The sequence below is a fragment of the Nonomuraea sp. NPDC050790 genome (assembly GCF_044456745.1).
In the GTDB taxonomy this organism is placed as follows: Bacteria; Actinomycetota; Actinomycetes; order Streptosporangiales; family Streptosporangiaceae; genus Nonomuraea.
Genome location: NZ_JBITGF010000016.1, coordinates 141,177 through 166,271 on the forward strand (window position 1 = coordinate 141,177; position 25,095 = coordinate 166,271).

The 25,095-nt window shown below is 71.7% G+C and carries 21 protein-coding genes; 8 read left to right on the top strand and 13 right to left on the bottom strand.

Features of this window, described 5'->3' with window-relative positions:
• Nucleotide 1 precedes the first annotated feature (1 nt).
• From ACIBEJ_RS49075 to ACIBEJ_RS49100, 6 genes are all read right to left on the bottom strand, one after another.
• The gene (locus ACIBEJ_RS49075; protein ID WP_397189922.1) at nt 2–751 is read right to left on the bottom strand and encodes an isocitrate lyase/phosphoenolpyruvate mutase family protein; all 750 of its coding nucleotides are present in this window, start codon (nt 749–751) and stop codon (nt 2–4) included.
• Nucleotides 748–1,449: a hypothetical protein gene (locus ACIBEJ_RS49080; RefSeq protein ID WP_397189923.1), complete on the bottom strand. Its 702-nt coding sequence runs from the start codon at nt 1,447–1,449 to the stop codon at nt 748–750. Before ACIBEJ_RS49080 ends, ACIBEJ_RS49075 begins: the two co-directional genes overlap by 4 nt.
• 97 nt (nt 1,450–1,546) lie before the next feature.
• Nucleotides 1,547–2,227, bottom strand: a complete 681-nt coding sequence (locus tag ACIBEJ_RS49085) for a DUF998 domain-containing protein (protein ID WP_397189924.1) — start codon at nt 2,225–2,227, stop codon at nt 1,547–1,549.
• Entirely contained in the window at nt 2,224–3,429 is a 1,206-nt protein-coding gene (locus ACIBEJ_RS49090; RefSeq protein WP_397189925.1) for a glycosyltransferase, read from the bottom strand. Before ACIBEJ_RS49090 ends, ACIBEJ_RS49085 begins: the two co-directional genes overlap by 4 nt.
• Before the next feature lies 1 nt (nt 3,430).
• On the bottom strand, nt 3,431–4,246 hold the full coding sequence (locus ACIBEJ_RS49095) for a DMT family transporter (protein WP_397189926.1): 816 nt from the start codon (nt 4,244–4,246) through the stop codon (nt 3,431–3,433).
• Nucleotides 4,247–4,283: 37 nt separating this feature from the next.
• Entirely contained in the window at nt 4,284–4,904 is a 621-nt protein-coding gene (locus tag ACIBEJ_RS49100; protein ID WP_397189927.1) for a DedA family protein, read from the bottom strand.
• A gap of 363 nt (nt 4,905–5,267) precedes the next feature.
• Between ACIBEJ_RS49100 and ACIBEJ_RS49105 the strand changes: the two genes are divergently transcribed.
• Nucleotides 5,268–6,419: a sensor histidine kinase gene (locus ACIBEJ_RS49105; protein WP_397189928.1), complete on the top strand. Its 1,152-nt coding sequence runs from the start codon at nt 5,268–5,270 to the stop codon at nt 6,417–6,419.
• Nucleotides 6,420–7,353: 934 nt separating this feature from the next.
• Here the strand turns inward: ACIBEJ_RS49105 and ACIBEJ_RS49110 are convergent.
• The 4 genes from ACIBEJ_RS49110 to ACIBEJ_RS49125 form a co-directional block, all read right to left on the bottom strand.
• Nucleotides 7,354–7,986 (bottom strand): VC0807 family protein, encoded by a 633-nt coding sequence (locus ACIBEJ_RS49110; RefSeq protein ID WP_397189929.1) that lies wholly within the window; start codon nt 7,984–7,986, stop codon nt 7,354–7,356.
• 215 nt (nt 7,987–8,201) lie between these two features.
• On the bottom strand, nt 8,202–8,852 hold the full coding sequence (leuE, locus tag ACIBEJ_RS49115) for a leucine efflux protein LeuE (protein WP_397189930.1): 651 nt from the start codon (nt 8,850–8,852) through the stop codon (nt 8,202–8,204).
• Nucleotides 8,853–8,881: 29 nt separating this feature from the next.
• Nucleotides 8,882–9,451, bottom strand: a complete 570-nt coding sequence (locus tag ACIBEJ_RS49120) for an AAA family ATPase (RefSeq protein WP_397189931.1) — start codon at nt 9,449–9,451, stop codon at nt 8,882–8,884.
• On the bottom strand, nt 9,426–10,610 hold the full coding sequence (locus ACIBEJ_RS49125) for a serine hydrolase domain-containing protein (RefSeq protein WP_397189932.1): 1,185 nt from the start codon (nt 10,608–10,610) through the stop codon (nt 9,426–9,428). Before ACIBEJ_RS49125 ends, ACIBEJ_RS49120 begins: the two co-directional genes overlap by 26 nt.
• A gap of 166 nt (nt 10,611–10,776) precedes the next feature.
• Here ACIBEJ_RS49125 and ACIBEJ_RS49130 point away from each other — a divergent pair, with 166 nt between their 5' ends.
• The 3 genes from ACIBEJ_RS49130 (at nt 10,777) to ACIBEJ_RS49140 (ending at nt 16,952) form a co-directional block, all read left to right on the top strand.
• A complete protein-coding gene (locus tag ACIBEJ_RS49130) occupies nt 10,777–12,858 on the top strand; it encodes a cellulase family glycosylhydrolase (protein WP_397189933.1) in 2,082 nt (693 codons plus the stop codon).
• A gap of 98 nt (nt 12,859–12,956) precedes the next feature.
• Entirely contained in the window at nt 12,957–13,754 is a 798-nt protein-coding gene (locus tag ACIBEJ_RS49135; RefSeq protein WP_397189934.1) for a MerR family DNA-binding transcriptional regulator, read from the top strand.
• A 21-nt stretch (nt 13,755–13,775) separates the two neighbouring features.
• Nucleotides 13,776–16,952 (top strand): AfsR/SARP family transcriptional regulator, encoded by a 3,177-nt coding sequence (locus ACIBEJ_RS49140; RefSeq protein WP_397189935.1) that lies wholly within the window; start codon nt 13,776–13,778, stop codon nt 16,950–16,952.
• Here ACIBEJ_RS49140 and ACIBEJ_RS49145 read toward each other — a convergent pair.
• Genes ACIBEJ_RS49145 through ACIBEJ_RS49155 form a run of 3 tightly spaced genes read right to left on the bottom strand, consistent with a single transcriptional unit; the run spans nt 16,931 to nt 19,100 of the window.
• On the bottom strand, nt 16,931–17,683 hold the full coding sequence (locus ACIBEJ_RS49145) for an ABC transporter permease (RefSeq protein ID WP_397189936.1): 753 nt from the start codon (nt 17,681–17,683) through the stop codon (nt 16,931–16,933). The two genes, ACIBEJ_RS49140 and ACIBEJ_RS49145, sit on opposite strands and share 22 nt — an antisense overlap.
• A complete protein-coding gene (locus tag ACIBEJ_RS49150; protein WP_397189937.1) occupies nt 17,680–18,579 on the bottom strand; it encodes an ATP-binding cassette domain-containing protein in 900 nt (299 codons plus the stop codon). Before ACIBEJ_RS49150 ends, ACIBEJ_RS49145 begins: the two co-directional genes overlap by 4 nt.
• Before the next feature lie 41 nt (nt 18,580–18,620).
• A complete protein-coding gene (locus tag ACIBEJ_RS49155; RefSeq protein ID WP_397189938.1) occupies nt 18,621–19,100 on the bottom strand; it encodes an Lrp/AsnC family transcriptional regulator in 480 nt (159 codons plus the stop codon).
• 93 nt (nt 19,101–19,193) lie between these two features.
• Here ACIBEJ_RS49155 and ACIBEJ_RS49160 point away from each other — a divergent pair, with 93 nt between their 5' ends.
• From ACIBEJ_RS49160 to ACIBEJ_RS49175, 4 genes are all read left to right on the top strand, one after another.
• A complete protein-coding gene (locus ACIBEJ_RS49160; protein WP_397189939.1) occupies nt 19,194–19,868 on the top strand; it encodes a nitroreductase family protein in 675 nt (224 codons plus the stop codon).
• Nucleotides 19,869–19,958: 90 nt separating this feature from the next.
• On the top strand, nt 19,959–21,776 hold the full coding sequence (locus ACIBEJ_RS49165) for a M14 family zinc carboxypeptidase (protein ID WP_397189940.1): 1,818 nt from the start codon (nt 19,959–19,961) through the stop codon (nt 21,774–21,776).
• 344 nt (nt 21,777–22,120) lie between these two features.
• A complete protein-coding gene (locus ACIBEJ_RS49170; RefSeq protein ID WP_397189941.1) occupies nt 22,121–24,382 on the top strand; it encodes a glycoside hydrolase family 18 chitinase in 2,262 nt (753 codons plus the stop codon).
• Nucleotides 24,383–24,466: 84 nt separating this feature from the next.
• Nucleotides 24,467–25,095 (top strand): fibronectin type III domain-containing protein (locus ACIBEJ_RS49175; RefSeq protein ID WP_397189943.1); only part of this gene is annotated, 629 nt, incomplete at its 3' end.

A 25,095-nucleotide genomic window follows, 5' to 3' on the forward strand; every position in this document is an offset into this window, starting at 1 on the left:
ATTATCGGGGTTGCGGAAGCATCGCCGCGATCTGCTCGTAGGTCGGGATCGCCCGGTCCTCGCCCCCCAGTACGGCCAGCATCCCCCGCAACGAAGCCCGGTACAGCAGCGACCCCGTGCTGACCCGCGCCACCCCCGCCTCGGCCAGCGCCTCCATCGGCGGGCCGTAGAGGACGTTGACCGGCAGGCTCGTGCCGCGGACGATCTCGGCGATCCGCGCCGGGTCCGTCAGCCCGGGGACGAAGACGCCGTCGGCCCGCTCGTACGCCCTGACCCGCTCGGCGGCGTCGTCGCCGGTCCCGAGCCAGTGCACGTCGGTACGGGCGTTGACGAACACGCCGTGGCCGAGCGCGGCCTCGATGATCTCCTGGTGGTGCCCGACGTCCCTGAGGGTGCCGTCGGGCCGCCCGTCCTCCAGGTTGACGCCCGCCACCCCGGCCCGTCCGAGCTCGGCGACCAGCGCGGCCACCTCGGCGGGGTCGTCGCTGAAGCCGCCCTCGATGTCCACGGTCACCAGCACGCCGAGCCGGACCATGGCCTTGGCCAGCGCGATCGTCTCCGCTTTCGTGGCGCCGGCGGCGTCCGGCTTGCCGTGCGCCGCCGCGACGCCCAGGCTCGTCGTCCCGATCGCCGGGTACCCCTCGGCGGCCAGCGCCGCGGCCGAGCCGTGGTCCCAGGCGTTCGGCAGCAGCAGGGGCCGTCCCGGCACGTGCAGCCGCCGGAAGGTCTCACCCGGTGTGGCCGGGGTCATGAGCGGTTCCCTTCGAGGTAGCCCGCGGCGATGGCCAGGGCGTGGTCGGCGGCCGGGCACGGTCGCACGCCGTGGCCGAACGTGAGGTGCGGGGTGCGGCCGCGGGAGGGATCGAAGCGGTCGGGGTCGGGGAAGACGTCGGGGTCGCGGTTGGCGGCCACCAGGTCGATCTCCAGCCCGGCCCGGCGGGTGCGCGTGAGCGGCGGGTCGTGCCGGAGCGTCTCGTGCAGCAGGTCCTCCACGGGAGTGACGCCGTCCTCGTGGGCCAGCGCGTTGGCGATGAGCGCCGCGGTGGACGCGTGCGCCTGCAGCAGCACGGTGATCATGGGGACGCCGAGCGGCATCAGCTCCCTGACGGCGGCGTCGGCCTCGGGGCTCGTCTCGCCGCTGAGGTAGCCGCCCGCGGCCGCGGCCACAGCCGCCACCTGGGTGACCCCGAAGCACCTGGCCGCCACCTCCTCGGCCGGCACGTGGGCCAGCTCCCTGGCCCGTGCGCGCAGCTCGGCCGGGTCGAAGGCGGCGAGCAGCTCGACGACCTCCCGGCGGCGCGCGGCGTGCACGGGGCCGGAGGCGAAGCGCGACACGTGCGCCCGCAGCCACGCCAGCGTGCCGGGCGGGGCGTCCTGCGGGACCGGGGGCGGTACCGCGCCCGCGTCCTCGAGTACCGCCCTGGCCTGCGCGTATCGGGTGATGAGCATGGAACCGAGCCTAGGTCGGATTCGCTTCGACGCCCGTCGAAGGGTCCCCGGACGGCAAAGAGGCTGCCGCCTCCCCGTGGTCAAGGGGGTATTCGCGCTAGGCGGCCAGGTGTTCCGTACGTTCGGGGCTCACGGGTCCGGGCGACTCGGGAGCGGGCGGCTGGCTGGGGATCACGGCGGTGGGCACGTCGCGGTGTTCGCGCAGGGCGGCCACGGCCATGAGCACCAGCAGGACGATCTCGGCCACCACCAGGGCCCGCTCCAGCACGCCGTAGTAGGCGCCGCCGTTGATCAGCGGGGACAGGAAGGAGGCGGGGTGCGTGGCCAGGTAGACCACCAGCGTGATCGCCGAGGTCACCGCCACGGCCCGCACCGCGTTCCAGCGGGGCAGCGCGCCGCGGGCGCGGGCCAGCATCCAGCCGGCGACGGGCAGCGTGGTGAAGACCACGGCCGCCGACCACCGGTGGATCTCGCCGGCCAGCGACTTGACCGCGACGCCCGCGGGGTCGGTGGGGAAGACGGCGCTGAGCATGAGGCCGGCGGCCCCGGCCAGCAGCAGCACCCGGGTCGCCGCCGTGCGCGCCGGCTCGCGCACGGCCAGGCCGTACGCGAGGAAGACGCAGGTGGCGGCGAGCCCGAGCATGCCGGTCACGACCGGCACCAGCCCGCCGGAGACCAGCGCGTAGTCGCTGAGAAGAGGCTGCTCGGGGAGGGCGAGCTGGGCGTAGCCCAGCGACAGCACAGCGACCAGCGCACCGGCCACGGCACCCCAGATCATCGCGTCACCTCATCGTAGATCTGCTCGAAACGGGCCAGGGAGTTCTGGTGGTCGTGCGTCAGGGCGAGCTCGCGGCTGGCCTTGCCCATGCGCTCGCGCAGCGACTCGTCGGAGAGCAGCGCCGTCAGGCCCTTGGCCAGCGAGATGACGTCGCGGGGCGGGAACAGGAAGCCGTTGTCGTCGACCAGGTGGGGCAGCGCCATCGCGTCGGCCACCACCACGGGCAGCCCGCTGGCCATGGCCTCCAGGGTCGCGATGCTCTGCAGCTCGGCGATGCTCGGCATGGCGAAGACGTCGGCGGCGGCGAACGCCTGCGGCATCTGCTCGTCGGGCACGAACCCGAGCATGAACACCCGGTCGCCCACCCCGATCCGCCTGGCCAGCTGCTCCAGCGCCTCGCGCTGGTTGCCGCGGCCGACGAAGGCGAGCTGCGCGTCGGTGTCGTTCAGCACGTACGGCAGCGCCCGCACGAGGTCGTCGAGCCGCTTCTCCTCGTCCAGGCGGCCGACGAACAGCACGGTGTTGCGGTCGGGCAGGCCGAACATCTTGCGCGCCCACTGCTTGGGCTCGGTGTGCGGGCGGAAGCGGGCCAGGTCGATGCCGCACGAGACCGGCTCGACCTCGCCGGTGAAGCCCTGGTCGGCCAGCAGCTTGGCGGCCAGCGGCGTGGGGGTGGTGACCCGCTGGGCGCGGTTGAAGACGCGGCGGAAGTCGCGCCAGGCCAGTTGCCCGGCCTTCTCCCGCAGCCGCGCGGGCACGTGGCCGAACTGGAAGAGGTTGTCGGGCATGAAGTGGTTGGTGGCCACGACCGGCACGCCGCGGCGGCGGGCGGCCTTGATGGCCGCCCGGCCGACCACGAAGTGGCCCTGGCAGTGCAGCACGTCGGGGTCGATGGCCTCGACGAGCCGGTCGAGCCGGGTCGGGACCGCGACCCGCATGGTGGGGTGGACCAGCAGCGGCGCCGAGCGCAGCCGGTGGACGATGACCCCGTCGACCACGTCCGCCTTCGCCGGGCCCTCGTCGGACTGGCAGATCACGTGGACCTCGTTGCCGCGCTCCGCGAGGCCGGTGGCCAGGCGGTAGGCGAAGACGGCGGTGCCGTTCACGTCGGGAGGGTACGTGTCGGTCGAGATCAGGATCCGGCGCGGGCGGTCGGCGACGGGGTGGAGCTCGGGAGCGCTGGTCGGCAGGGGCATGGCCATGTCAGGCGGTCCTTTCCAAGGGGGTGGTGCGGGCAAGTGCCACGGTTCCGGCCGCGGTGAGCGCGGCGGCGGCGATGGGGGCGACGCCGGTGGGCAGGGGCTCGCCGAGGAGCAGGGCGCCGAAGGCCACCGCGGTGAGCGGGTCGGCGATCTGCAGCGAGGCGAAGGAGACGCCGAAGTGGCCTACGGCGTAGGCGCGCTGCAGGAGCATCAGGGCGAGCAGCGCGGGTACGGGCAGTGCGAGCAGGTACCACCAGTTCCAGCCCTGTTCTCCGAAGGTGTCCGCGAGCACCCTCATGAGGGTGGCCGTGGCGCCGTAGAGAACTCCGGCACTGGTGGCGAGCAGGGCGGCGCGACCGGCGGGGGAGGCGATCCTGGCACCGGCCCAGAGCAGCACCGCGGCGATCCCGGAGACGGCGAGCAGCGTCGCCACCCCCTGAAGGCTCAGGTGCGTCGGACCGGAAGATGGGGGAACCAGGAGAACCAGGCCGATCAGCCCGGCCGCCACGACGGCGGCCGAGCCCAGCTCGGCGCGGGAGGGCCGGCGCCCGTGCAGCGCCGCCGCGAGCGGCAGCGCGAACAACAGACTGGCCACGCCCATCGGCTGCACGATCGTCAGCGGGCCAAGGCCCAGCGCGACGATGTGCAGGCCGCCGCCCGCGACGATGGAGACTCCGCCGAGGACCCACCGCGGCCGCCGGATCAGCGTACGCAGGCGGGTCTGGTCGGAGCCGAGAGCTTCGAACTGCTGAAGTGCCGCACCGAGCGCGAAGAACAGCGAACCGATCAGGGCGATCGCCGCGGCCAGCACAGTCATGAAACGCTCCTCTCGTGTGGATAGTCGCCAAAAAGGGTCAAACGGACGTGTCTACAGGGAGTCGCTCGGCCGAAGTCTGAGTAGCGGCTCGCTTCTTCCTGATGAAACGGACCCCTTCCACGACCGCGGTGATCGACAATGCGATGCCGAGGCCGAGCAGGAGTCCCTTGATCGGGTCGTTCTCGAAGGCCATGCCGCCGAAGTAGCCGATCAGGCCGGAGTAGACGGCCCAGGACGAGGCCGCGATCGCGTCGAAGAACGTGAACGACCGCAGCGGGTGGCGCACCGCGCCCATGGTCAGCGTCGTCGCCGTCCGCCCGCCCGGGATGTACCTCGCCACGACCAGCACCAGCCCGCCTCGCTCGGCCAGCGCGTTGCGCGCCCACACGAGGGCCTTGCGCTCGCGGAGGCGTCCGCCGAGCTTTCGGCCGATGAGGTAGGAGATGTGGTCGCCGACGAAGGCTCCCAGGCCGGCCACCAGGATGACCAGCGCCAGGTTGGTCTGCCCGGACACCGCGAACACCCCGGCGGTGATCACCGAGGTCTCCGCGGGCACGATCGGGAAGAACCCGTCGAGCACCGCGAGGGCGAACAGCGCGACATAAAGCCACGGCGAGGACATGACCTGTTGGAGCAGGTCGAGAATCGCGTGAGACATGTCGTGCGCTCCGAATCTTCAGTGGGCCCATCCACCATCCCGGGGGGACGGGCCGCGAGGCATCGGGGGACAACCCCCTAAGGTCACGGGCAGACCCCTGAGAGGTTCTCGGGGTCACGCCACCACGAAGGTAAGAAGTCCGCAGTTCACGGCGCATCGGACGTTCGGCACGCACCACCCCCGACTTTCGTCAGGGTCGAGGTACGACCTCCGGCTGACACCCTCGATCCTTCCTGCGTCCTCCCCGCGAGGCAGGAGTGCAGGTATCCGAATCGGAGGTGGGGTTAGCCCTACCTCCGACAGGGATCTCACCCCACTTTCGGCAGGTCCTGGCGGTCCCGCCCGGCCGCTAACGTCGAGGGCGTGAACCACCTCCGCCGCTCCCGCCGCCAGGTCGTCTACGACGTGCTCCTCTGGGCCGCCCTGGCCGTGCTCGCCGCCGCGTCGGGGCCCGACCCGCTCGACGGCCTCGGGCCGTTCGCGGCCGTGACGGGCACGCGCCTGGCGGTGCTGGCGGTGGCCGTCGTCGTGGGGCGGCCCTGGCCGGTGGCGGCGGTCGTGCTCGTCACGCTGGCCGCGCCCTGGGACCTCGACATGGGATTCGCCACGCTCGACCTCGGCTGGATGCCGGGGATGGGGGTGACGAAGTTCGTCCCGATGACCATGCTCTCGCCGGGCCTGTTCTGGTACTCCTACCTCGCCGGCCGGCGGGTCGAGCGGGCCTGGCCGGCGGTGGCCGCCTTCGCCGGGATCGCGGCGGGCGGGTGCGTGATGGTGCTGGCCGGGGGTGGGCAGGCCGAGCTGTGGATCGCCATGGTGACCGGGTTGCTGGGCACGTACGCGGTGCCGTACCTGATCGGGGGCCTGCGCAGCAGGCTGCGCGTGCAGCGCGCGCGGGCGCAGGCGGCGGCCGAGTCGCAGGCGCGCATACGCGAGCGCGCCAGGATCGCCCACGACATGCACGACTCCCTCGGCCACGACCTGGCGCTCATCGCGGTGCGCGCGGCGGGGCTGGAGCTGTCGCCTGGGCTCACGCCCGCGCAGGTCAAGGCGGCGGGGGAGCTGCGCGTGGCCGCGGCCGACGCGACCGAGCGGCTGCGCCAGATCGTCGGGCTGATGCGCGACCAGGGCGACGGCGCGCCGCTGGCGCCGGTCGGCGAGAGCGTGGCCGAACTGGTCGAGCGGGCGCGCGACTCGGGCATGGAGATCACGCTGCGGCTGGCGGGCGAGCCGGCGCTGGCGCACCGGGTGGTGCAGGAGGGGCTGACCAACGCGGCCAAGCACGCGCCGGGCGCGCCGGTGACGGTGACGGTCGAGGACCTGCTGGTCAGCGTCGTCAACGGGGCGCCGCACGGGCGGGCCACCGCGATCCGCGGCGGCACCGGCCTCACGGCCCTGCGTGAGCGCGTACGGCTGGCGGGCGGCACCCTGACCGCCGGCCCGCGCGGCGACGGCTACGAGCTGACCGTGGAGCTCCCCCGCACGGGGGAGTCGCCTCCCCTTCCGGCGGGATGAGCCGGGCGGCCCGCCACGCCAGGCTCGGAGCATGACCAGTCAGCGAGCGGGCATCGGCAGGATCACCGCGGCGATCGTCGCGATGGCCGCCATGATCCCCTATCTCACCATCAAGATCCTCTGGCTGGCGGGCAACCCCGTCGGCGTCTCCGACCCCACCTTCCTCGCCGCTCCCGTCATGGTCGCCATGAACGCCGTGACGTTCGGCATGGACCTCGTGGGACTGGTGCTGGCGCTGTCGTTCACGATGCGGTGGGGGATGCGGCTGCCGGCCTGGCTCGTGCTGCTGCCCATGTGGGTCGGCATCGGCCTGCTGTCGGTGATCCTGGTGACCGCGCCCCTGGGGGTGCTGATCGAGGGCCTGTCGATCTTCCCGGCGGACGGTCCGATCGCGCCGTGGGTGTACATGGCGGTCTACGGCGGGTTCATCGGCCAGGCGCTCGGCCTGAGCACCGCCTTCGCCCTCTACGCCCGCGCCCGCTGGCCCGCCGCCTTCCGCCCGGCCGTGCGGGCGCAGGGCACCACGCTGCGGCTTCAGCGGGTCATGGCCTACGGCGCGCTGGCCGCCGCGCTGCCGATCGGCGGGGTGAAGCTCTTCTGGGCCTTCGGCGGCACGCTCGGCCTGCCCCCTGAGATGGCCGCCGCCTCCGGCACGGTCGCGTTCCTGCAGCACGGCCTGAAAGGGGCGCTGGTCCTCGCGGGCGCGCTCGCGCTGATCGCCCTCGTCAAGGGGTACGGCGGGCCGGCCCTGGCCGTGGCCTGGACGGGCACGGGCTCCATGTTCGGCTGGGGACTCTACGGCCTGATCGTCACGCTGAGCGCGGCCCCGCTGGCCGGGCCGGTGGCGACGCCGGTGCCGGATCTGGTGGAGCTGTTCGCGACGCTCACCGGCCTGATGATGGCCTGCTGCGGCGCGATCACGCTGGTGGAGCGCTCAGGCGTGGGCGACGTGCATGCGGCGCAGCACCCGCTTGAAGGCCACGACGGAGAAGGCGATCGCCGAGCCGCTGATCAGCGCGACCACGCCGGTGCGGACCAGCATGTAGCCCTGGAGCTGTGACTCGTTGAGCGCCAGCCAGATGCTCACCGTGGAGTTGGCCAGCAGCACGAACCCCCACAGCAGCGTGATCCTGGCGAAGAACCTGCGCATCCGCTCGTGCTTGAGCACCACCGAGGGCAGGTGGACGTAGTCGAGGGTGAGCTTCTGTACGAGCGGCTTGTTCAGCCGGACCGAGGCCAGGAAGATCACGCTGATGCAGATGGTGCCGAGCTCCGGCTGGATCGCCCAGTAGTGCCAGTCGCCGGTCCAGAAGGAGACCGCGGTCCTGAACGTCAGCGCCAGCGCCGCCATCCACATCGTGGCCGGGATCCTGGCCCGCCGCGCCAGCCGCCACGCCAGCCCGCCGAACAACCACGCCAGCCCCGCGAACAGGGCGCCCTGCGTGCCCAGCAGCGCCACGCTGGCGTACACGATGACCAGCGGCGCGACGACCGCCTCCAGCAGCTTCGGCACCGCGTCGCGGGCGAGGGTGGTCAGGCGTGGCAGGGTGATCGGAGGGTGGTTCAAGGCTGCTCCGCAGGTAGGCCGAGATCCTGACGACTACCCGGGTGGCGGAGAACCGGGCTTGCCGAACGGATCGGTCGGTGTAACGGCACGGACACCTCGGCACGCCGGGCAGCGCGCCGGTGGCCCACCGTACCTGACCCGCCTGGGTGCCACTGCCGCTTTTTGCACGTTCCACGCGATGGCTACATACGCCTCACCTGGTCGACAGGCGGGCCTTACCCCAGGGACGTGGTGGCCAGCTTGGCGCCGAATCCCATGAACAGCGCCCCGACGCCGCTCGTGAGCCCCGCCGACAGCTTGCGGCGCGCGCGGAACTGCCGGGCCAGGAACGTCCCGCTGAAGATCAGCATCGTGAGGTAGAGGACGCTGAAGAGCTGGACGATCGCGCCCAGGATGAGGAACGAGACGGCGGGGGCGGCGTAGCCGGGGTCCACGAACTGGATGAAGAACGAGACGAAGAACAGGATCGCCTTCGGGTTCAGCAGGCTGACGACCAGGGCCTTGCGGAACGGGCGGACGCGGTCGACCGGCTCGGCGGCCACCGCCGCCGCCTCGTCCTTGGCCCGCCAGGCCCGTACGGCTCCGCGCAGCATCTGGAAGCCGATGTAGGCCAGGTAGGCGGCGCCGGCGTACTTGACGATCGTGAACAGCAGCGGGTTCGACTTCAGGAGCGAGGCGGCGCCGGCGGCGGCCAGCAGCATGAGGATCGAGTCGCCGACGAAGACGCCGGCGGCGGCCCGGTAGCCCTGCCGCACGCCGCGCTGGGCGGCCAGGCTGAGGACGTACAGGGAGTTCGGTCCTGGCAGCAGGATGATGAAGAACGCACCGGCCACGAAGGTCCAGATGTCGATGATGCCGAAGTACATGGCTGCGAGCTCCTGAAAGACGGGATATTTCAGGATAGGGGGATGTTGTCCAGAAGGAAGCGCGCCCTGACCTCGACCGGAGCCTTCGGCAGCGTCACCAGCTCGTAGCCGTAGTCCACGTAGGCTCCGGTCACCGCCTCGTAGGTGCGCCGCGCCTCCTCCGCCGACTGCCTGCGCTCGGCGTCGTTGCGGAAGATCTCCGGCCACGGCGGCGCGGCGAACACCCGCCGGTGGTAGCGGTGGCTCAGCGCGGCCCTGTGCACGTGCTCGGGCACCGGGCGGCCCTCCAGCCGCAGGTAGCCGACCACGTCCACGACGCCGCGGTCGAAGAAGACGGGCCCGGGTCCCTGGGCGGCGGCGGCCCGGTGCGAGCGCAGCTCCCAGGAGAGCATCAGCTCGGCGAACAGGTCCTTGTCCGCCCAGGGCAGCGCGGGCCCGCCGATCGCGCTCTGATCCTGGATGATCGCCCGGCCCGCCTCCTCGGTGCGGGAGAAACCCGCCTCCTCCAGCCGGTCGATCAGGGTGCTCTTGCCCGATCCCGGCCCGCCGGTCAGGACGACGAAACGGTCGCTGTCACGGCCGGTACCAGATCCCTCCATTGGCCCGAGCGTAGCCGAGCGACCGGTACGCGGCGTCGGTCAGCGCCTGCCCACGGGGATTGATGCCCAGGCCGCTGCCCTGCTTGTTCATGGAGTAGCCGAAGGCCAGCCGGGCGCCCGGGTCGCAGAAGCCGACCGAGCCGCCCATGCCCGCGTGCCCGAAGGCCGACTCCGACATCAGCGCGCCCTCGCTGTCGGCCGGCGGCAGGTGCCGGTTGTCGGTGCTCTTCATGAACCCCGCCGACCAGCGCGTCGGAACTCCGAGCACCGCGTCCATGCCCGCCGACTCGGTCCTGGCCATGATCGAGCGCTGCTCCACGGACACCAGCTCGCCCAGCGACAGCGGACGGTACATGCCCGCCAGCCCGCGCGCGTTGGTGATCGCGCCGATCGCGCCGTACTCGCCCGCGTGCGACTCCCGGGTGTCGGAGGCGGTCATGAAGCCGCCGTCGTTGCCGAGCAGCAGCGCCGGCATGGACGACGGGTCGGAGAAGGCCCTGACGTAGAAGGACGGCAGCTCGGGCGGCACGTCGGCCGGGATCGTGGGCGCCACCCGGCCCTCCTGCTCCTCCGGCAGCCCCAGCCAGAACTCCAGCCCGAGCGGCTCGGCCACCTCCTCGCGGAAGAACGTTCCCAAGGAGCGCCCGCCGACCCGCCTGACCAGCTCGCCCACCAGGAAGCCGAAGGTCAGCGCGTGGTAGCCGTGCCGGGTCCCCGGCTCCCAGAACGGCTCGGCCACGGCCAGCCGCTCGGCCATCAGCTTCCAGTCGTAGAACGCGCCGGGAGGCAGCGGGTCGCGCAGCACCGGCAGGCCGGCCTGGTGGCTGAGCACGTGCCTGACCAGGGTGGCGCCCTTGCCGGCGGCGCCGTACTCCGGCCAGTAGCGGATGACCGGGGCGTCGAGGTCGAGCTCGCCGCGGTCGGCGAGCAGGTGGGCGCAGAGCGCGGTGGCCCCCTTGGTGCACGACCAGACATGGCCGATGGTGTCGTGGAGCCAGGGCGTCCCCGGAGCGGCCTCGCCGCCCCACAGGTCGACGACGACCGCGCCGTCGACGATCACGCAGACCGACGCGCCGACCTCGCCGCGCTCGGCGATGTTGCGCTCGAACTCCTCCCGGACCAGGGAGAACCGGGGATCGCAGGTGCCTTGTACCGTCATCCCCTGACTTGACCACCGAAGCGGCCCCGCGTCCACCGCTGGCCGCCCGGTTGTCACGCCTGTGGAGGCGCTTGTCAAATTGGGCCTTGTTCCGGACAGACGTCGGATCTATTCTCCGTTTGCTCGTTAGTTAAGTTTCCTAATGAACGAGTAGGAGCGGAACCCCATGCATCGTTCAACGCGGCTGATCACTCTGGCCGCCGTCTGTCTGGCCCTCTTACCGGCACTGCCCGCCGAAGCCGCGCCCACCCGGCTGGAGGCGGAGAACGCCACGATCTCGCAGGGTGCCGTCGAGTCCAACCACGCCGGCTTCTCCGGGACGGGCTTCGTCAACGGCGACAACGTGGCGGGGCCGTACGTGGAGTGGACCTTCAACGCGCCCGCCGCGGGCACGGCCACCCTGGCGCTCCGATACGCCAACGGCACCACCTCCAACCGCCCCAGCGACATCTCCGTCAACGGCACGCTGGTCGCCGACGACCGCGCCTTCAACCCCACCGGCGCCTGGAGCACCTGGGCCACCGCCACGCTGACCGCGCCGGTCGTGGCGGGCGCGAACACGATCAGGGCCACCGCCTCGGCGGCGGGCGGCAACCCCAACTGGGACTATCTCGACGCCGAGGTCGCCGCCACGCCCGGCAACGAGTACCAGGCCGAGAACGCCACGATCACCCAGGGCGTGGTCGAGTCGAACCACGCCGGGTTCACCGGCTCCGGCTTCGTCAACTACGACAACGTCACCGGCTCGGCCGTCGAGTTCACCGTGAACGCCGCCGCCGCCGGCAACGCCACCCTGACCTTCCGCTACGCCAACGGCACAACCACCAACCGGCCGATGTCCATCAGCGTCAACGGCAGCGCCCAGGCCAGGGACTTCCCCGGCACCGGCGCGTGGAGCACCTGGCAGGAGGTCCAGGTCAACGCCGCGCTCAACGCCGGCGCCAACACCGTCAGGGCGAGCTCCACCACCGCCAACGGCGGACCCAACCTCGACCGCCTGAGCGTCGGCGTGACCGGACCGCCCGACACCGAGAAGCCCACCGTCCCCGGCAACGTGCGCTCGACCGGCACCACGTCCAGCTCCATCTCGCTGGCCTGGAACGCCGCGACGGACAACAGCGGCTCGATCAAGGACTACCGGGTGCGCGAGGGCGACACCGTCGTGGCCACCGTCACCGGCACCACGGCCACCGTGACGGGCCTGGCCCCCTCCTCCACGCACACCTACACGGTGACCGCGCGCGACCCGTCCGACAACGAGTCCGACCGCAGCGCCGCCGTCACCGCCACCACGCAGCCGCCCACCGGCGGCGACACCCCGGTCGAGGCCAACGGCCAGCTCCGCGTGTGCGGGCTCAAGCTCTGCAACGAGAACGGCAAGCAGATCCAGCTCCGCGGCATGAGCAGCCACGGCATCCAGTGGCACTACGACTGCCTCAACACCGCCTCGCTCAACGCCCTGGCCGACGACTGGAAGTCGGACGTCCTGCGCATCTCCATGTACATCCAGGAGGGCGGCTACGACACCAACCCGCGGATGTTCACCGACCGGGTGCACAACCTGATCGAGCAGGCCACCTCCCGCGGCATGTACGCCATCGTCGACTGGCACATGCTGAACCCCGGCGACCCGTTCGCCAACAACAACCTCAACAAGGCCAAGACGTTCTTCACCGAGATCGCCCAGCGCCACAACAACAAGAAGAACCTGCTCTACGAGGTCATGAACGAGCCCAGCGGCGTCTCCTGGTCGCGCATCCGCGACTACGCCCACCAGATCATCCCGGTGATCAGGGCGAACGACCCCGAGACCCCGATCCTGGTCGGCACCCGCGCCTGGTCCTCGCTCGGCGTCTCCGAGAGCTCGGACGAGACCGAGATCGTCAACAACCCGGTCAACGCGACCAACATCATGTACACGTTCCACTTCTACGCCGCCTCGCACGGCAGCAACTACCTCAACACCCTGTCCAGGGCGGCCGACCGCCTGCCGATGTTCGTCACCGAGTTCGGCACGCAGACGTCCACGGGCGGCGGCGGCAACAACTTCACCAGGTCGCAGCAGTACCTCGACCTGATGGCGCAGAAGAAGATCAGCTGGGTCAACTGGAACTTCTCCGACGACCCCCTCTCCGGCGCCGTCTTCACCGAGGGCACCTGCCCAGGCGGCCCGTTCACCGGCACCAGCCGGCTGAAGGAGGCGGGACGGTGGATCCGCGACCAGGTCCGCCTGCCCGACGACTTCTGACCCCCTGACCCGGGCGCCGTGCGCGTGGGGATCCGCGCACGGCGCCCGGCCCCAAAACGACTGGAACCTCCCCCAGGGGCAGGTCCCACACTGGTCCCATGATGAACATCGGGGAATTCGCCGAGCTGACCGGTCTTAGCCTGAAGGCCCTGCGCCTGTACGACGAGCAGGGTCTTCTGCCGCCCGCCTCGGTGGACCCGTGGTCGCGCCACCGCCGCTACAGCACCGCCCAGTTCGACCACGCCCTCAGGCTCAAGGCCGCCCGCGCCGCCGACCTGCCCCTCGCCGACGCGCCCAAGCTGCTGCAGGACGCGGAGTCCGCGACCGCCACGCTGGCCGGGCACCGCGCCAGGCTGGCCGCCGACCGCGAGCGCCAGGACGCCGCGCTCGACGCCCTGGAGCGCCTGCTGGCCGGCCCCGTGAGCTGGCAGACAGAGGTACGGCAGGCCGCCGCCCAGCCCTGGGCCGGAGTCGTCCTGCCCCCGGACATCGCCGACGACGAGGAGGCCAACGAACTGTTCGCCGGGCTGTGGCGGCGCCTGGACGCGGACGGCAACCGCCCGACCGGCGCGTTCTGGACCACCATCAGGACGGCCCCCGGCAGCGAGACCGAGATCCAGGTGCTGTGCTGCTGGCCGGTCGCCGCCCTGCCGCCGGAGTCCTGGACGGACGTCGAGCGCGGCACGATCGAGCCGGGACAGGAGATGGTCGTGCGCTGGCGCTGGGACCAGGACGTGCCCATGGTGGAGGGCGCCACCCACCCGGCCGTCCTCGCGCTGCTGGCCGCCGCCCAGGAGAGCGGCGCCGAGGTGTCGCTGTCGCAGGTGCGCCAGATCGGCCTGCTGGAGGAGGGGCAGCCGGTGGGCATGGAGGTGGCCGTGCACCTGAAGGCGTGAGCACCCGGCAGGATGGGGTGCGTGCGCATCTCCATCCTCGGACCCCTGGAGGTCACGAACGACGGCGTCCCCGTGGCGGTGAGCGGTGCCCGGGTGCGCGCTCTGCTGGCGCTGCTCGCCTTGGAGGCGGGGCAGGTCGTGAGCGCCGAGCGGCTGATCGACGCGCTGTGGCAGGAGGAGCCTCCGGCCAACGCGGCCAACGCCCTGCAGACCCTGGTCAAGCGGCTGCGCGCGGCCCTGCGGCCGTACCTGGCGGTTGAGGGCCGCGCGGGCGGCTACGTCCTGCCGATCCCACGCGACCGGGTAGACGCGCACACCTTCACCAGAACCACCCGGCCCGCCCGCCTCACCCGCCTCGCCGGGAAGACCACCGCACGGGAGGAGACCACCGCGCGGGAGGAGGCAGCCGTGTGGGGGGAAACGACCGCGCGGGGTGAGACGGCTGTGCTGGAGGAGGCGCTGGCGCTCTGGCGCGGGCCCGCGCTGGCCGATCTGCTCGCGGTGCCGCACCTGGCCAACGTGGCGGCGGGGCTGGAGGAGGAGCGTTTGCTCACCCTGGAGGCGTACGCGCTGGCCGTCCTGACCGGCGGGCCGGGCTCCGGCGAGGCCGCCGCCCTGGCCGCGAGGCTCAGCGAGGAACTGGCCGCGTACCCGCACCGCGAACGCCTGGCCGGCCTCGCTATGCGCGCGCTGGCCGCGGCCGGCCGCCAGGCCGACGCCCTGGCCCTGTACGAGCGGGTCAGCGGCGCGCTGGCCGCCGACCTGGGCGTGGACCCCGGCCCCGACCTGCGCGCCGCCCACCTGGCCGTCCTCAGGGGCGAGATCCCCGAGCCCGCGACCCGCCAGTCCAAGGGCAACGTACGCCCGCCGCTCACCGGCTGCGTCGGCAGGGCCGCCGAGCTGGCCCAGCTCGTCGACCTGCTCGGCCAGGCCAGGCTGGCCACGATCGTCGGCCCCGGCGGCGCGGGCAAGACACGCCTGGCCACCGAGGCGGCCCTGCGCGAGGGACAGGCGTGGATGGTCGAGCTGGCCCCGCTTGCGGACCCGGCCGACGTCCCCGGCGCGCTGTCCGGCGCGCTCGGCCTGCGCGACGACCTCAACCAGCCCGGCGAGGACCCCGTGACCCGGGTGGCCGAGCGGATCGGCCGCGAGCGGGCGCTGCTCGTCCTGGACAACTGCGAGCACGTCATCGAGGCCGCCGCCGGGGTGGCGGAGCGGCTGCTGGCCACCTGCCCAGGGCTCCGGGTGCTGGCCACCAGCAGGGAGCCGCTCAACGTCGCGGGCGAGCGGCTCGTGCCCATCCCGCCGCTGGAGCTGCCGCCCGAGGGCGTGGACGCCGAACGGGCCGCCGCCTACCCGGCGGTGCGGCTGCTGCTGGACCGGGCGGTCGCGGCCAGGCCGGGCTTCCGCCTCGACGAGGGCAACGTCGGCGACGTCGCGGCCATCTGCCGCCGCCTCGACGGGATGCCGCTGGCCATCGAACTGGCCGCCGCCCGTCTGCGCACGATGACCGCGCGGCAGCTCGCCGAGCGCATCGACGACCGGTTTCGGCTGCTGACCGGCGGCAGCCGTACGGCGTTGCCACGGCAGCAGACGCTCAGGGCGGTCGTGGAGTGGAGCTGGGACCTGCTCACGGCCGAGGAGCGGGCGCTGCTGCGGCGCATGGGGGTGTTCGCGGGCAGCGCGGCCCTGGAGTCGGTGGAGGCGGTGTGCGGCGGCGACCCGGGCGTGCTGGGCGCGCTGGCCGACAAGTCGCTGGTCCAGGCGGGCGACGACGGGCGCTACCGGATGCTGGAGACCATCCGCGCGTACGCGCTGGAACGGCTGGCCGAGGCGGGGGAGACCGGGGAGTTCCGGAGGCGGCTGGCCGTTCACCTGACGGAGGTGGCCGAGGCGGCGGTGCCGTACCTGCGCACGGGCGAGCAGATCGAGTGGATCGAGCGGCTCGCGGCCGAGCGCGACAACTGCGCGGCGGCGCTGCGCTGGGCGCTGGACGAGCGTGAGGTCGCGACGGCGCTGCGGCTGTGCGGCGCGCTGAACTGGTACTGGTGGATGTGCGGCTACCGGCAGGAGTCGGCGCAGTGGGCCGAGCAGGCGCTGACGATGGCGGGGCAGGAGCCGCCGCCGGGGCTGGCGGAGGCGTACGCCGCGTGCAGGTTCTCGGTCGGGGTGACGATGTTCGGCCGGATATTGGTGGACCGGGCGCGGTTGGAGCGGCTGTCGGATGACATGGACGCGCTGGTGGCGCGGGCCGAGTCCGAGGGCCCGATCCATCCGATGCTGCGGATCGGCAAGGCGGTCACCGCGCTGATCGCCGGGCGCGACGAGCAGGCCCACGCGCTGCTGGCCGCCTACGCCGAGGACGAGGACCCGTGGCTGGCCAGCTCGGCGCTGATGATCAGCGCCCAGCGGGCGGACGAGGCGTCGATGGAGCGGGCGGTGGCCGGGTTCAGGAAGCTCGGCGACCGGTGGGGGCTGAGCGAGGCGCTGCTGCAGCTCGCCGCCCTGCGCGCGGCCGACGGCCGGCCGGTGGCCGACCTGTACGCCGAGGTGAGCTCGCTGACCGGCCAGTGGATCAGCGCGAACGAGTCGGTCTCGACGCTGACCAGGATGGCGGTGCTGCGCGCCCGGGGCGGCGACCTGGACGGCGCGGCGGCCGACCTGGCCAAGGCCAGGTTGGGCGTCACCGACGAGATCTATCCGGACGTGCTGGTGCAGTTCAGGCTGGGCGAGGGGATGATCTGCTACCAGCGCGGCGAGTACGGACAGGCGCTGAGCGCGTTCTCCGCCGCCGTGGACCTGATGGCGCGGAACGCGCCGATCCCGCAGCTCGTCGCCACGGTGCGCACCCGCTACGGCAGGGCCCTGGTGGCCTCAGGCGACCTGCCGGGCGGCCTCGCCCAGCACCGTGAGGCCCTGGCGGTCATGAAGGGCGCGCCCGACATGCCGGTGCTGTCGGCCGTCTACGGCGGCTTCGCGCTGGCGGCGCTGGCCGGCGGCGACCTGGAGCGCGCGGCTCTGCTGCTCGGCGCCGGCCGCGACGACGCCGGGCCGGACACCGACGCCGCCACGGCGGCGGTACGGGCTGAGCTGGGCGAGGACCGCTTCACGGACCTGCACGCCAGAGGCGCAGCCCTGACCCAGGACGAGGTCCGCGCCGTGGTCGCCGCCCTCGATCACCGGACTCTCCTGTTGTAGGCGCGCAGCGCGAGCGGCACGAAGACGGCGAGCAGGGCGGCGGTCCAGCCCAGGGTGACCCAGACGTCGGCCGCGTCCAGCCCGCCGACCATGAAGCCGCGCAGGGCCGCGGCCAGGTGGGAGACCGGGTTCACCGACATCCAGGCGGTCAGCCAGCCCGGCAGGTCGGTGGCCGGGATGAACGCGCTGCTGCCGAACGTGAGCGGGAGCAGCACGGCCGTGGAGATGCCCTGCATCGCGGTCACCGACTTGGCGATCACCCCGATCCAGGCCGACGCCCAGCTCAGCGCCATCGTGAACAGCAGCACCAGCCCCATCCCCGCCAGCGCCGCCGGCGGCGAGGTGGTGACGCGGAAGCCGACGACGTAGCCGACCAGCAACGACATCCCCAGCGTGACCGTCATCGTGCACAGGTCGGCCAGGATGCGCCCGGCCAGCGGCGCCATCCGGGCGATCGGCATCGTCCGGAACCGGTCGAAGACGCCGTTGCCGATGTCGGTGGCCAGGTTCATGCCGGTGCCGATCGTGGCCATCAGCGCCACCTGCACGAGCACGCCGGGCAGCATGTACTGCACGGCCTCGGCCCGGTTGCCCCCGGCCGCGCCGCCGAACAGGTAGACGAAGATGACGATCATGAAGACGGGCTGGACCAGCAGGGCCAGCAACTGGCCGGGGCTGTTCTTCAGCGGCACCAGGCTGCGCCAGGTCAGGGTGAGGCTCTGCGAGATCATGCGCGTGCTCCGGTGAGGGTGAGGAAGACGTCGTCCAGGGAGGGCAGCCGCAGGGCGTGCTCCGAGAGCACGATCCCGGCCTCGTCCAGCTTCCTCAGCAGGACCGGCGCCATCGCCAGGTCGTGGATCGGGACGCTCAGCTCGCCGGAGCCGAGGATGGCCTTGGCCTTCTCCTCGTCCTCGGCCCGCAGCGGCCTGATGTCCAGCCGGTGCCCGCCGGCCATGGCCTTGAGCTGGGCGGGCGTGCCGCCGGCGGCCACCCGGCCGGAGTCGATCAGCAGGATGTCGTCGGCGAGCTGGTCGGCCTCCTCCAGGTACTGCGTGGTCAGCAGCACGGTCACCTCGTCGGCGACCAGTTCCCTGACCACCTCCCACAGCTCGCCGCGGGCGTGCGGGTCGAGCCCGGTGGTCGGCTCGTCGAGGAACAGGACGCTCGGCCGGCTGACGAGGCTGACGGCCAGGTCGAGTCGGCGGCGCATGCCGCCCGAGTACCCTGCGGCGGCGCGCCCCGCCGCCTCGGTGAGCCCGAACCGCTCCAGCAGCTCCGCCGCCCGCGCCCTGGCGGAGGCCCGGTTCAGGCCGAGCAGGCGGCCCATCATCGTGAGGTTCTGGGTGCCGGTGAGCTTCTCGTCCACCGACGCGTACTGGCCGGTCAGGCCGATCAGCGCGCGCACCTCGGCGGGGCGCTCGGCCACGTCGTGCCCGTGGACGCGGGCCCGGCCTCCGTCGGGGCGCTGCAACGTCGCCAGGATGCGTACCGCGGTCGTCTTTCCCGCTCCATTCGGCCCGAGCACGCCCAGCACCGTTCCCGGCCGGGCACGGAGATCGACTCCGTCCAGGGCCGTCTTGTCGCCGTATCTCTTGACCAGCCCTTCGGCTTCGATCGCGTAGTCCATGCCCCCGAGGTTCGCGGGCGGGGCTGGCAGCGTCCTGGCAGCTAGCTGGCAGAGCGCTCGGCGAGGGGGAGGACGCGGTGCGGCACGACGGTGGACAGCGTGATCACGGTGGTGCTGCGCCGTACGCCGTCGATCGTCAGCATGCGGTCGATGATCTCCTGGATGTGTTCGTGGTCGCGGCCGGCGATGCGGCACCACACGTCGCCGGGCCCGGTCACGATGTACGCCTCGATCAGCTCGGGGATGGCCGACAGCGTCCTGGAGATGTGCTCGCGGGAGGCCTGCTGCACCTCCAGCGTGGTGAACGCCTGGACCGGGTAGCCCAGCGCGGCGGGGGAGAGGCCGGGGCCGAAGCCGGTGATCACGCCGTCGGCGGCCATGCGGTCCAGCCGGGCCTGGACGGTGCCGCGGGCCACGCCCAGCAGCCGGGCGAACTCCAGCAGGCCGGCCCGCGGGCGCTCGGAGACCAGCCGGAGTATCCGGAGGTCGAGCCGGTCCAGCCCGGCCCGCTTGACTGCCATATTGTCTCCTCATCCGCCGTTTCGACTGTCAGATCGTCAGGCTAGCGGGCTGCCGGTTGTCACGGCAGACACGCATGCGCAGACTGCGTCCTCATGGAGCACACGTTCCCGTTCCGTCCGTACACGCCGGAGCGCTACGAGCCGGAGGAGATGCTCGCGCGCGGCCGCGACTTCTACGCCTTCCTCGACCGGCGCCGCAGCGTCCGCTTCTTCAGCGACGAGCCGGTCCCGCTCGACTGCGTCGAACTGGCGGTGCTGGCGGCCAACACCGCGCCCTCCGGCGCCCACCAGCAGCCGTGGAAGTTCGTCGTGGTCGGCGACCGGGAGACCAAGCGGCGCATCAGGGAGGCCGCCGAGGTCGAGGAGCGGCAGAACTACGAGGGCGGCCGGCTGCCCGCCGAGTGGCGCGAGGCGCTGGCCCCGCTGGAGACCACCTCCGACAAGCGCTACCTGGAGGTCGCGCCGTGGCTGGTGGTCTGCTTCGCCGAGAAGTACGGCCTGCGCTCCGACGGCGGCAAGACCAAGCACTACTACGTCAACGAGAGCGTCGGCATCGCCTGCGGCCTGTTCATCGCCGCGCTGCACGCGATGGGCCTGTCCACGCTCACCCACACGCCCAACCCGATGGCCTTCCTCACCGAGATCTGCGAGCGCCCCGCCAACGAGCGCCCGTACATCCTGTTTCCCGTGGGTTACGCCGCCGCCGACGCCGAGGTGCCGGACCTATCCAGGAAGCCACTAGAGCAAGCCATGGTGCACTACCGCTGAATTGGGCCTTTCCCGGCTGCCCGGAAGTCTTCACTCTCGGTGCAGACGCGCGTCAACACACCCCCCTAATCGCGCGTCTGAGGAGGAAAGGTGAGACGCCGATTAACGATCCTGCTGGCCATCCTCGGTCTCTTCTGCCTGACCGGCATCACCGAGGTGGGCGCGGGCGCGGAACCGCCCGCGAACAAGCAGTATCGGGTTCAGGGCCCGGCCGACGCGGCCCAGCGCAGCGCGGTCTCGGGCACCGGCGCGGCCATCGAGGAGGTGGCGGCTGACTCGGTCCTGGTCACCGCGACGTCCGCGGAGGTCGCGGCGATCAGGAAGCTCGGCTACCGGGTCACGGAGGTGCCGCGCCCGTTATCCCCGTCCGGCGCCAGGGCGTTTGACTTCCCGCCGTCGGACTCGGGTTACCACAACTACGCGGAGATGAACGCCAACATCAACGCGCTCGTCGCCGCCAAACCGGCCATCGCCAGCAAGTTCGTCTACGGGACGTCGTACCAGGGCAGGCAGCTCGTCGGCGTGAAGATCAGCGACAACGTCGGCGCCGACGAGAACGAGACCGAGGTGCTGTTCACCGCCCACCAGCACGCGCGCGAGCACCTCACGGTCGAGATGGCGCTGTACATCATGCACCTGCTGGCCGACAACTACGGCACCGACGCGCGCATCACGAACCTGGTGAACACCCGCGAGATCTGGATCCTGCCCGACCTCAACCCGGACGGCGGCGAGTACGACATCGCGACGGGCAGCTACCGCTCCTGGCGCAAGAACCGCCAGCCGAACTCCGGCTCCACGGCGGTCGGCACCGACATGAACCGCAACTGGAACTACAACTGGGGCTGCTGCAACGGCTCCTCCGGCTCCACCTCCAGCGAGACCTACCGCGGCTCGGCGCCCGAGTCGGCGGTCGAGGTGAAGGCGGCGGCCGACTGGGTGCGCAGCCGCGTGGTCGGCGGGAAGCAGCAGATCAGGTCGCACATCGACTGGCACACCTACAGCGAGCTGATCCTGTGGCCCTACGGCTACACCTTCTCCGACACGGCGCCCGGCCTGACCCAGGACGACCGCGACGCCCACGCCACGCTCGGCCAGAACATGGCCTCCACCAACAACTACACGCCCGAGCAGGCCAGCGACCTCTACATCACCGACGGCACCATCGACGACTGGATGTGGGGCGTCTACAAGATCTTCAGCTTCACCTTCGAGATGTACCCGCGCACCGCCAGCCCCGGCTTCTATCCGCCGGACGAGCAGATCGTGCCGCAGACCACGCGCAACCGCGAGGCCGTCCTGCGCTTCCTGGAGTACTCCGACTGCGTCTACCGCATCATCGGCAAGGAGGCCCAGTACTGCGGCACCACGCCCGGCGTCACCGTCTGGTCCGACGACTTCGAGACCGACAAGGGCTGGACCGTGGTGCCCGGCAGCGCCACCACGGGCCTGTGGGAGCGCGGCGACCCCGAGGCGACCACCTCCAGCGGCGCCAAGCAACTCGGCACGACGGTCAGCGGCGTCAACGACCTGGTGACCGGCCGCCTGGCCGGGGCCGCGGCCGGTGACCACGACGTCGACGGCGGGCTCACCTCGATCCAGTCGCCGCAGATCACGCTGCCCGCCACGGGCACGCTGTCCCTCTCGCTGTCGTGGTACCTGGCACACGGCTCCAACTCCTCCAACGCCGACAACCTGCGCGTGAAGGTCGTCGGCACCACCACGACCCAGGTGTTCGAGCAGCTCGGCGCGGCCACCAACCGCAACGGCTCCTGGGGCGTGGCCACCGCCAACCTGACCCCGTTCGCGGGCCAGACCGTGCGCATTCTGGTCGAGGCCGCTGACGCCGCGACCGCCTCGCTGCTGGAGGCGGGCGTCGACGACGTCAAGATCACGCAGCAGCCGTAGTCCCCTCAGGACGGCGCGCCCCCACCCGCGTGTGGGGGCGCGCTCTTGTCTTGCGGGTACGGCCGAGCCGCCGTTACGGTGCGCTTTTACCCCGTGGCGCGGAGTTGGTGACCAGGCGCGGCGATTGAAGATGGAATTAGGTCTTGTAAGGCATGGGTGTCAAGCCTACGATCGCCATAACTCTTAGGAAACTTTCCTAAGAGAAGATCTGAACCGAGGCACTCATGTCGCGCCCCCCGCCCCCCACGACCTGCCACGATCACCATCCGTTGCCGCTCGTACCATCTGCCTGAACTCTCCCAGCGCAGAACACCCCCCACAGTTCCCCCGCCGAGGGAGCGATCATGCGGCGTATCCTTCCGTTACTTTCCCTGACCGCACTGGCAAGTGTGCTGTCAGCCCTTCTCGTTGCGGGACCCGCCCAGGCCGCCTCGGCCACGGCGGTGTTCACCAAGACCTCGGACTGGGGCAGCGGCTTCGAAGGCCGCTACACCGTCACCAACGGCACCACGAGCACGATCACCGGCTGGAAGGTCGAGTTCGACCTGCCCGCCGGCACCACGGTCGGCTCGTTCTGGGACGCCACCCTGACACGCAACGGGCAGCACTTCACGTTCGCCGCTCTCGGCTGGAACGGCACGCTCGCGCCGGGCGCCGCCGTCTCCTTCGGCTTCCTCGGCAACCCCGGCGGCGCGTCGGCGGCGCCGCTGAACTGCAAGCTCAACGGCGACCCGTGCGACGGCGTGCCCGTCGACACGGTCAAGCCGACCGTGCCGGGGGACCTGCGCTCGACCGGCCGCGCCGACACCACGATCGACCTGGCCTGGAACGCCGCCACGGACAACTCGGGAACGATCCGGGAGTATCGCGTCCACGAGGGCGCGACGGTCGTCAAGACCGCGACGGGCACGAGCACCCAGCTCACCGGCCTGGCGCCCGGCTCGGCGCACACCTACACGGTGAGCGCCGTGGACCCCTCGGGCAACGAGTCGGACCGCAGCGCCCCGGTCACCGTCACGACCACCGGCACCCCGGACACGGTCAAGCCGAGCGCGCCCACCGGCCTGCGCTCGCCCGCCCAGACCAGCGGCACGATCAGCCTGGCGTGGAACGCCTCGACGGACGACTCGGGAACGATCAAGGAGTACCGCGTCCACCAGGGCGTCACCCTGAAGGCCACCACCGCCACGACCAACGCCACGATCGGCGGCCTGCCGCCCGACACGGACCAGACGTTCACGGTCAGCGCCGTGGACCCCTCGGGCAACGAGTCGGCCAGGAGCGCGCCGTTCACCGCGCGGACCCAGCCGGAGACCCCGGCCGGCAGTTACAACAAGGTCGCCTACTTCGTGCAGTGGGGCATCTACGGCCGCGCGTACACGATGAAGAGCCTCGACGCGCAGGCCGCCAAGCTCACCCACGTCAACTACGCCTTCTCCAACATCCACCCGACGCGGCACACCTGCATGAACGGCGTGGACCGGGCCACCACCCCCAACCCGCAGGACCCCAACCAGGGCGACGGCGCGGGCGACGCGTGGGCCGACTACGTCAAGGGCTTCGGCGCCGGCGAGTCGGTGGACGGCGTGGGTGACACCTGGGACCAGAAGCTGGCCGGCAGCTACAACCAGCTCAAGAAGCTCAAGGCCAAGCACCCCCACCTCAAGTCACTGATCTCGCTCGGCGGCTGGACCTACTCCAAGTACTTCTCCGACGCCGCCTCCACCGACGCCAAGCGCAAGGCGTTCGTGAAGTCCTGCGTCGACATGTACATCAAGGGCGACCTGCCGGTGTACCAGGGCCGTGGCGGCCCCGGCGTGGCGGCGGGCGTCTTCGACGGCATCGACGTCGACTGGGAGTGGCCGGGCGCCCCCGGGCACGCGGGCAACCACGTCAGCCCGGACGACAAGAACAACCTGACGCTCCTGCTGCAGGAGTTCCGGACCCAGCTCGACGCGCTGACGGCCACCACCGGCAAGCGCTACCTGCTGACCGCCTTCACCCCGGCCGACCCGGTCAAGATCGACGCCGGCTGGGACCTGTCGCGGATCTTCCAGTACCTGGACTTCGCCAACGTCCAGGGCTACGACTTCCACGGCGCGGGCGGCGACAACTCCTGGGAGCCCAACCGCACGGGCCACCAGGGCAACCTCCACCTCGACACCGACTCGCCCTACAACCCGGACTTCAGCGTCGACAAAGCCATCCAGAAGTACCTGGACGCGGGCGTGCACCCGCGCAAGCTGACCTTCGGCCTGGCCTACTACGGCCGCGGCTGGCAGCAGGTGGCCGACGGCGGGAAGTCCGGCGAGTGGCAGTCGGCCAACGGCGCCGCGCCCGGCGACTTCCCCGAGGAGGCGGGCACGCGCGGCTACAAGAACATCGCCTCACGAGTGCCCGGCTGCACGGTCAGGCACGACGAACAGTCGATCTCCTCCTACTGCTACACCGGTCCCGGCGGGCAGTGGTGGACGTTCGACGATCCCTGGTCCATCGGCAAGAAGACGGAGTACATCAAGGCCAAGAACCTGCTGGGTGCGATGGTCTGGGAGATGTCGGGTGACGACGGCTCCCTCACCACGGCCCTCAGCGACGGCCTGCGCTGACACACCCCCCACCCCACGGGCCCGTACGGCTCGCGCCCTCGCCCCCCAGGGGCGCGGGCCGTACGACTCGAAACCGGAGAATTCATGAAATACCGCGTCTTACTCGTCCTGGTCGTCGGCTTGATCTTCGGCTTGGTAGGGCCACCCGCCCAAGCCGTCGCCTATCCCCAGTGGCAGGCCTGGACCTCCTATCCCACCGGCACCCGCGTCACCCACAACGCGACCGACTACGAGTCGCGCCAGTCGCACACCTCCCAGCCCGGCTGGGAGCCGCCCAACGTCCCCGCTCTGTGGAAGACCGTCCAGGGCGACCCGCAGCCGACCGTTCCCGGCCAGCCCGGCGCGGCGACGGCGAGCGCCACGAGCAACTCGCTGGCGTTGTCGTGGGGCGCTTCGAGTGGCACGGTCACGGGTTATCGCGTCTATGAGGGTTCGACGTTGAAGTCGACGGTGACCGGTACGAGCGCGACGATCTCGGGTCTGGGCACGTGTGAGTCGCACACGTACACGATCAAGGCCTACAACAGCGTGGGCGAGTCCACCGGCCGCGACGTCACCGGCACGACCAGCGGCTGCGTCGGCATCCCCGGCCAGCCCGGCGCGGCGACGGTGAACGCGACGAGCAACTCGCTGGCGTTGTCGTGGGGCGCTTCGAGTGGCACGGTCACGGGTTATCGCGTCTATGAGGGTTCGACGTTGAAGTCGACGGTGAC

Coding starts and splice junctions, on each gene's coding strand:
- ACIBEJ_RS49075 (WP_397189922.1), bottom strand. CDS start 751: ATGACCCCGGCCACACCGGGTGAGACCTTCCGGCGGCTGCACGTGCCG.
- ACIBEJ_RS49080 (WP_397189923.1), bottom strand. CDS start 1,449: ATGCTCATCACCCGATACGCGCAGGCCAGGGCGGTACTCGAGGACGCG.
- ACIBEJ_RS49085 (WP_397189924.1), bottom strand. CDS start 2,227: ATGATCTGGGGTGCCGTGGCCGGTGCGCTGGTCGCTGTGCTGTCGCTG.
- ACIBEJ_RS49090 (WP_397189925.1), bottom strand. CDS start 3,429: ATGGCCATGCCCCTGCCGACCAGCGCTCCCGAGCTCCACCCCGTCGCC.
- ACIBEJ_RS49095 (WP_397189926.1), bottom strand. CDS start 4,246: ATGACTGTGCTGGCCGCGGCGATCGCCCTGATCGGTTCGCTGTTCTTC.
- ACIBEJ_RS49100 (WP_397189927.1), bottom strand. CDS start 4,904: ATGTCTCACGCGATTCTCGACCTGCTCCAACAGGTCATGTCCTCGCCG.
- leuE (WP_397189930.1), bottom strand. CDS start 8,852: ATGTACTTCGGCATCATCGACATCTGGACCTTCGTGGCCGGTGCGTTC.
- ACIBEJ_RS49120 (WP_397189931.1), bottom strand. CDS start 9,451: ATGGAGGGATCTGGTACCGGCCGTGACAGCGACCGTTTCGTCGTCCTG.
- ACIBEJ_RS49125 (WP_397189932.1), bottom strand. CDS start 10,610: ATGACGGTACAAGGCACCTGCGATCCCCGGTTCTCCCTGGTCCGGGAG.
- ACIBEJ_RS49130 (WP_397189933.1), top strand. CDS start 10,777: ATGCATCGTTCAACGCGGCTGATCACTCTGGCCGCCGTCTGTCTGGCC.
- ACIBEJ_RS49135 (WP_397189934.1), top strand. CDS start 12,957: ATGATGAACATCGGGGAATTCGCCGAGCTGACCGGTCTTAGCCTGAAG.
- ACIBEJ_RS49145 (WP_397189936.1), bottom strand. CDS start 17,683: ATGATCTCGCAGAGCCTCACCCTGACCTGGCGCAGCCTGGTGCCGCTG.
- ACIBEJ_RS49150 (WP_397189937.1), bottom strand. CDS start 18,579: ATGGACTACGCGATCGAAGCCGAAGGGCTGGTCAAGAGATACGGCGAC.
- ACIBEJ_RS49155 (WP_397189938.1), bottom strand. CDS start 19,100: ATGGCAGTCAAGCGGGCCGGGCTGGACCGGCTCGACCTCCGGATACTC.
- ACIBEJ_RS49160 (WP_397189939.1), top strand. CDS start 19,194: ATGGAGCACACGTTCCCGTTCCGTCCGTACACGCCGGAGCGCTACGAG.
- ACIBEJ_RS49170 (WP_397189941.1), top strand. CDS start 22,121: ATGCGGCGTATCCTTCCGTTACTTTCCCTGACCGCACTGGCAAGTGTG.